The following is a 913-nucleotide window of genomic DNA, read 5'->3' as shown; positions in this document are numbered from 1 at the left end:
AATGGCTCTCATTTATATGAGTTATGGTGCTTCTATTCGAGGAGATGTTGTCGGAAAGCTTGCAATTTCGAGTTTGATGATGGTATTGCCGATCGTATTTTATCATTTTCTGGTCGTCTTTTTCGAGGAGAAGGGCGGTATACGGCTGCCCAGACGATTATTATGGTTCATGTATGCGCTTGCCGCGACAGGATTTTTGATCCGATGCTTGTATTTGTATCCTCCGATGGCCTACACGATCCATCGTTACAATTCGTCCGTTACCTTAGGTTTTTTCCTGCTCGGATTCTTGTTCAATATGTGCATCCTGACGATGCAGTATCTAAGGCTGCGCAAGCAACAAACATACATGTCCAGTATTATCAAGAATGTATGGCTGGCGTGGATGATTTCGCTTTTACCGGTGATCTGTTTTTCGTTTCTCCCTCAAGTAATTACAGGTAGTCAACTTTTAGGTCCTTTATACACAAGTTGGATTATCCTTCTTTTCCCGATTTCCTTTGCTTATATGATCGCTGCGGACAAGTTATATGATTTCGACCTTATGATTCGCCGAATCTTGTCCGCTGTCCTTCTGTCCATTATTCCGGTCAGCTTGCTTACTGGATGTTATGTCGGGTTAATCCACACTACAGCGGATAAGAAGCAGATTCTGTTCCTATTCACTGCTTCACTGCTTCTGATTACATGGGTGCTCTACACAGCCGAATATTGGACCACACGCTTTGAATCCGTGCTGTTCCCAAGGAAACACGTCCTGAACACGGCATTGAAGAACATCTCCAAGAAACTCGGAACGATCTCCAGCCTCCGCGAGCTGAAGGATATTATTCTCGCTGAGATTGTGGACACTCTCCATGTGACGGGAGCCGCTGTCGTGTTCCGATACAGGAACGATACGGAAATCATCTAC

General features: G+C 44.8%; 2 protein-coding genes. Both read left to right on the top strand.

Annotated elements, in window-relative coordinates; all coding sequences use genetic code 11:
* On the top strand, window positions 1-444 hold a 444-nt coding region (locus ACY1JZ_RS25985), incomplete at its 5' end, for a hypothetical protein (RefSeq protein WP_462631675.1).
* A gap of 100 nt (window positions 445-544) precedes the next feature.
* The coding region (locus tag ACY1JZ_RS25980) for a hypothetical protein (RefSeq protein WP_462631673.1) at window positions 545-913 on the top strand (369 nt) is incomplete at its 3' end.

Source organism: Paenibacillus sp. J5 (genome assembly GCF_054955055.1).
The sequence above is the reverse complement of the archived record's forward strand: the minus strand, read 5'-3'. Positions and strand labels throughout refer to the sequence as shown.